A 6,000-nucleotide genomic window follows, 5' to 3' on the forward strand; every position below is an offset into this window, starting at 1 on the left:
ATTATTTTGTCCATAGGGATTGGTAACTTGGCTGGATACCTCCATCCTGTCGCGCACAATCCACGAGGTGATTGATGCGCGCCAACTCGTCTGAACCACAAGACACTGTCACAGCAGAACAACCGATCACTCCCACTCGTTTGCGTTGGCTGGATCTGTTGAGCAAATACCGTCAGCCCATCGGGTTGGCCGTTACCCTGTTGCTGTTCGCAATCGCCCTGATCGCCTGCCGGCACCTGCTGCTGGAACTGGACCTCTACGCCCTCCACGACTCGATCCTGGAAGTGCCCAAGCCTGCCCTGCTCGGTGCGTTTGCCGCCGCCGTGGCCGGTTTCATCATTCTGTTGGGCTACGAGTTTTCGGGCGCGCGTTATGCCGGCGTGAAGCTGCCCGCCAAGACCCTGGCCCTCGGCGGTTTTACCGCCTTCGCCATCGGCAATGCCATTGGTTTATCGATGCTCTCGGGCGGCTCGGTGCGTTACCGTTTATATGCACGTCATGGCATCGGGGCTTCGGAAGTGGCCCACATGACCGTGTTTGCCAGCCTGGCCCTCGGCACCGCCTTGCCCCCCCTGGCCGCACTGGCGACATTGAGCAACCTGCCCGCTGCCGCGACCTACCTGCACCTGCCACAGATGGTGCTCGGCGGTATTGCAGGCGCGGTGCTGCTGCTGTCGACCGTGCTGTGCATCGGCATTTATCGTCGCCGCCTGCCAGAACAACCCTACCCCGACAACCTGCTGGTCAAGGCTGGCCGTCGTACCCTGCGCCTGCCGGGCCGCCGCCTGACGTTCCTGCAACTGATCATCACCGCACTGGACGTCGCCGCCGCTGCAACCGTCCTTTATATGCTGCTGCCGGAAGCGCCGCCGTTCGGCCCGTTCCTGCTGGTGTACCTGCTGGCCCTGGCGGCGGGTGTACTCAGCCACGTACCGGGCGGCGTGGGTGTATTTGAAGCCATCCTGCTGGCCGCGTTTGCCGACAAGCTCGGCGCCGCGCCACTGGCTGCGGCCCTGTTGTTGTACCGAATGATCTACGTGGTACTGCCGCTGTTGATCGCCTGTGTGTTTCTGCTGGTCAACGAAGCACAGCGCCTGTTCCAAACGCAGCAGAGCCTGCGGGTCGCTTCCGGGCTGGCGGCGCCGGTACTGGCCGTACTGGTTTTTTTGTCAGGCGTGGTCCTGCTGTTTTCCGGCGCCACGCCGGAAATCGACTCACGCCTGGAAAACATCGGCTTCCTGATTCCCCACCGCCTGATTGACGCCTCCCACTTTGGTGCCAGCCTGATCGGTGTGCTCTGCCTGCTGCTCGCCCAGGGTCTGCGCCGACGCTTGTCGGCAGCCTGGATGCTGACGATGGTGCTGCTGCTGACCGGCGCCCTGCTCTCGCTGCTCAAGGGCTTCGACTGGGAAGAAGCCAGCCTGATGATCATGACCGCCGTGCTGCTGGCGATCTTCCGTCGCTCGTTCTACCGCGCCAGCCGCCTGACTGAACTGCCGTTCTCGCCGCTGTACCTGGTGGCCAGCGTCTGCGTACTGGGCGCCTCGATCTGGCTGCTGCTGTTTGCCTACCAGGACGTGCCGTACAGCCATCAACTGTGGTGGCAGTTCACCCTGGACGCCAACGCGCCACGTGGCTTGCGGTCGTTGCTGGGTGCCGCCGTGCTGCTGGTGATCGTGTCGCTGACCTGGCTGTTGCGTACCGCACGCCCGGTGATCCACCTGCCGACGCCTGACGAGCTGGAGCGCGCCACCAAGATCCTGATGGCTTCATCCCAGCCTGACGGTGGCCTCGCGCTGACCGGCGACAAGGCGCTGCTGTTCCATCCCAACGACGAAGCCTTTTTGATGTACGCCCGTCGTGGGCGCAGCCTGGTGGCCTTGTATGACCCGATCGGCCCGACCCAACCCCGGGCCGAGATGATCTGGCAGTTCCGAGACCTGTGCGACATTCACCACGCCCGCCCGGTGTTCTACCAAGTGCGCGCCGAGAACCTGCCGTACTACATGGACATCGGCCTCACCGCGATCAAACTGGGTGAAGAAGCCCGCGTCGACCTGAAACGCTTTGACCTGGAAGCCAAGGGCAAAGAGATGAAGGATTTGCGCTACACCTGGAACCGTGGCACCCGGGACGGCCTGTCCCTGGAAATCTTCGATCCGGGCCACGCCCCGATGGATGAACTCAAGGTCATTTCCGACGCCTGGTTGACCGGCAAGAACGTGCGGGAAAAAGGCTTTTCCCTGGGACGCTTCAGTGACGACTACCTCAAGCACTTTCGCATCGCGATCATTCGCTTTGAAGGGCGCCCGGTGGCCTTCGCGAACTTGCTCGAGACTTACAACCACGACCTGGCCAGCCTCGACCTGATGCGCGCCCACCCAGACGCGCCCAAGCTGACCATGGAGTTCATGATGGTCGGCCTGATCCAACATTATAAGAACCATGACTACGCCCGCTTCAGCCTCGGTATGGTGCCGTTGTCGGGCCTGCAACCGCGTCGTGGCGCCCCACTGACCCAGCGCCTGGGTTCGATGGTGTTCCGCCGTGGCGAGCAGTTGTATAACTTCCAAGGTTTGCGCCGCTTCAAAGACAAGTTCCAGCCTGACTGGGAACCCCGTTACATGGCCGTGCCCGCAGGACTTGATCCGCTGGTGGCACTGGCCGATACCGCCGCCCTGATCGCGGGCGGCTTGACTGGATTGGTGAAACGCTGATGATTCGACGCTCCTGGCGGTATGTATTGGCCTTTGTAGTGCTGCTCGCCCTGATCCTGGGTGGCGGCTATTGGTACTGGAACCGCCCTGCCCCGCAACCGACCCTGGAACAATTGCCCCAGGCCGACGGCTCTGTCATGACCCGCGTCACCCCGGCCGGCACGGCCAAAGCCCGCGTCGCCGTTGCGGTGCTGGCCGCTGACACCTTGAGCGACAGCCAACTGATTGCCCTGAGCCAGGGCGGCAAGGCACAGATTGTCCAAGTGGTTCTGCCCAAAGATGACTGCACGTTGCAGGAGCAAGCCCTGCAAGGCGCCCTGAGCCAACTCAAGGGCCCGGCAACCCTCGTCAGCGGCATCGGCCCTGGCGCAGCGCTGGCATGGCGCTGGCTGGCTGCACAGAGCGACGACAAGGCCAACGCCATCTCGGTTGGCTTCGCCATGACGCAGGAAGGCTGCAAGGACCCATTGCCAAAAACCTCTGCCCACGGCAGCTGGCTGGTGGCCTGGAACGATAACCCTGACGATGATGCCGCCAGTTTCGTACGCGATACGCCGCGCGCAACCACCAGCATCAGCGACTACGACATTCACTACCCGCAAGTGCTGAACAACGAACTGCGCAAGCAGCTGGTGGGTTCGGACAACGGCGGCCTGGCCATTCCCGTGGTGGAAGTGCCAGCCGGCCAAGCCAAGGACACCGTGACCCTGTTCCTCTCCGGCGATGGCGGCTGGCGTGACCTGGACCGCGACGTGGCCGGCGAGATGGCCAAGATCGGCTACCCGGTGGTGGGCATCGACACCCTGCGCTACTACTGGCAGCACAAGACCCCGGAACAAAGCGCCAAGGACCTCACCGAGCTGATGCAGCACTATCGGCAGAAGTGGGGCACCAAGCGCTTCGTGCTGACCGGCTATTCGTTCGGCGCCGACGTACTGCCGGCCATCTACAACCGCCTGCCGGAAAACGAGCAGCAGCGCGTAGACGCAATCATCCTGTTGGCATTCGCCCGTACCGGCAGCTTTGAGATTGAAGTGGAAGGCTGGCTGGGCAACGCCGGCAAAGAAGCCGCCACCGGCCCGGAAATGGCCAAGCTGCCAGCGGACAAAGTGGTGTGCATCTACGGTGCCGAAGAAGTCGACGAGAGTGGCTGCACCGACAAGACGGCCGTGGGCGAAGCCGTGAAGCTGCCAGGCGGCCATCACTTCGATGAGAACTACCCCGCGCTGGCCAAGCGGTTGGTGGACATCATCGTGAAGCATCAGGCCAAGGATAAAGCCGAGTAATTCCCGGCCTACACAGGCTTATGTGGGGCTGGCTTGTGTGGGAGCTGGCTTGCCTGCGATGCAGTCACCACGGTATGTCAGTTACACCGGAGTGATGCTATCGCAGGCAAGCCAGCTCCCACATTTGTTTTGTGGTGTTGCTGAGATCTAGCGCGGTTCGATGTGGGCAATCAGCAACTGCACGGTTTCATTGCCACGAAACTCGTTCACATCCAGCTTGTAGGCCAATTCCACCCACTTCACCGTCGGGTTCGGCCAGACCTCCCGGTCCACCCCAAACGCAATCCCGTCCAGCTTCACCGACCCGCACTCGGTCTTGAGTACCACTTTGAGGTGGCGCTCCCCTACCACACGCTGCTCCACCAACTGGAACACCCCGTGAAAAACCGGCTCGGGAAAGTGCTGGCCCCAGGGACCTGCGTGGCGCAGTGCGCGGGCCAGTTCCAGGTGAAACTCTTCCACGGCCAGGGTGCCGTCGGACAGCAGGCGCCCGGTCAGGTCCTCTTCACGCAGTTGGCGACGCACTTCAGCATCAAAGGCTTCGGCAAACAGTGGGAAGTTTTCCTCAGCCAGCGTCAGCCCCGCCGCCATGGCATGGCCGCCGTATTTGGCGATCAGGTTGGGATGCTGGCTCGCGACCACCGCCAGCGCGTCACGGATGTGAAAGCCCTGTACCGAGCGCCCAGAACCCTTGAGCAGGCCGTCACCGGCGTCGGCGAAGGCGATCGTCGGGCGGAAATAACGCTCTTTCATGCGCGACGCCAAAATCCCGATCACGCCCTGGTGCCATTCCGGATCGAACAGGCACAATCCATAAGGCATTGACTCCACCGGCAGGTCCTTGAGCTGGGCCAAGGCCTCGCGCTGCATGCCTTGCTCGATGGATTTACGGTCCTGGTTCATGCCGTCCAGTTGCGCGGCCATTTCACGCGCGGCAGCAAAATCCGTGGTGAGCAGGCATTCAATGCCCAGGCTCATGTCATCCAGGCGCCCGGCTGCGTTCAGGCGCGGCCCGAGGATAAAACCGAGGTCGGTAGAAGTGATGCGCGCCGCATCGCGCTTAGCCACTTTGAGGATCGCCTTGATCCCCGGCCGCGCACGCCCGGCGCGAATGCGCTCCAGGCCCTGGTGCACGAGGATGCGGTTGTTCGCGTCCAGGGGCACCACATCGGCCACGCTGCCCAGGGCGACGAGGTCGAGCAGTTCGCCAATGTTGGGCTGCGGCTTGTTCTCGTACCAACCCAGGCTGCGCAGGCGCGCACGCAGGGCCATCAGCACGTAGAAGATCACGCCCACGCCGGCCAGGGCCTTGCTGGGGAACTCACAGCCGGGCTGATTCGGGTTGACGATAGCGTCGGCCAGCGGCAGTTCGTCGCCGGGCAAGTGGTGGTCCGTCACCAGCACGCTCAACCCCGCGGCTTTCGCCGCCGCCACGCCTTCGACGCTGGAGATACCGTTGTCCACGGTGATCAGCAACTGCGGCCTGCGCTGCAGGGCCACGGCGACGATTTCGGGGGTGAGGCCGTAGCCGTATTCGAAGCGGTTCGGCACCAGGTAATCGACATGGGCCGCGCCGAGCAGACGCAAGCCCAGGGTGCCCACTGTGCTGGCCGTGGCGCCGTCGGCGTCGAAGTCACCGACGATCAGGATGCGCTGGCGCTGCTCCAAGGCGGTCACCAGCAAGTCCACGGCAGCATCAATGCCCTTGAGTTGCTGATAGGGAATCAGCCGCGCCAGGCTTTTATCCAGCTCGGCTTCCGACTGCACCCCGCGTGCGGCATAGAGACGGGTCAACAGCGGCGGCAATTCACCGAGAAACGGCAGGACAGCAGGCAAGGGGCGGGGATCGATACGCATGGGGTGAAAGGTGCTTCTCTTCTAATACAGCGGTTAAACAGCAATTCTGAATACAACACAAATCAACTGTGGGAGCTGGGGGGGGGGGGGGGGGGGGGGGGGGGGGGGGGGGGGGGGGGGGGGGGGGGGGGGGGGAGGTA

At 63.1% G+C, this 6,000-nt stretch carries 3 protein-coding genes; 2 read left to right on the forward strand and 1 reads right to left on the reverse strand.

The window, feature by feature from the left end; all coding sequences use genetic code 11:
* Positions 1-74 precede the first annotated feature (74 nt).
* Entirely contained in the window at positions 75-2,717 is a 2,643-nt protein-coding gene (gene mprF / locus AC07OV_RS08830; protein WP_176994376.1) for a bifunctional lysylphosphatidylglycerol flippase/synthetase MprF, read from the forward strand.
* Complete coding sequence (locus AC07OV_RS08835; RefSeq protein WP_176994377.1) at positions 2,717-4,003, forward strand: virulence factor family protein; 1,287 nt, start codon at positions 2,717-2,719, stop codon at positions 4,001-4,003. Before mprF ends, AC07OV_RS08835 begins: the two co-directional genes overlap by 1 nt.
* Before the next feature lie 147 nt (positions 4,004-4,150).
* On the opposite strand, the gene recJ is transcribed toward AC07OV_RS08835, so the two are convergent.
* On the reverse strand, positions 4,151-5,860 hold the full coding sequence (gene recJ / locus AC07OV_RS08840; RefSeq protein WP_495092060.1) for a single-stranded-DNA-specific exonuclease RecJ: 1,710 nt from the start codon (positions 5,858-5,860) through the stop codon (positions 4,151-4,153).
* Positions 5,861-6,000: the final 140 nt, after the last annotated feature.

The sequence above is a fragment of the Pseudomonas sp. GW821-FHT09A09 genome, assembly GCF_059418405.1.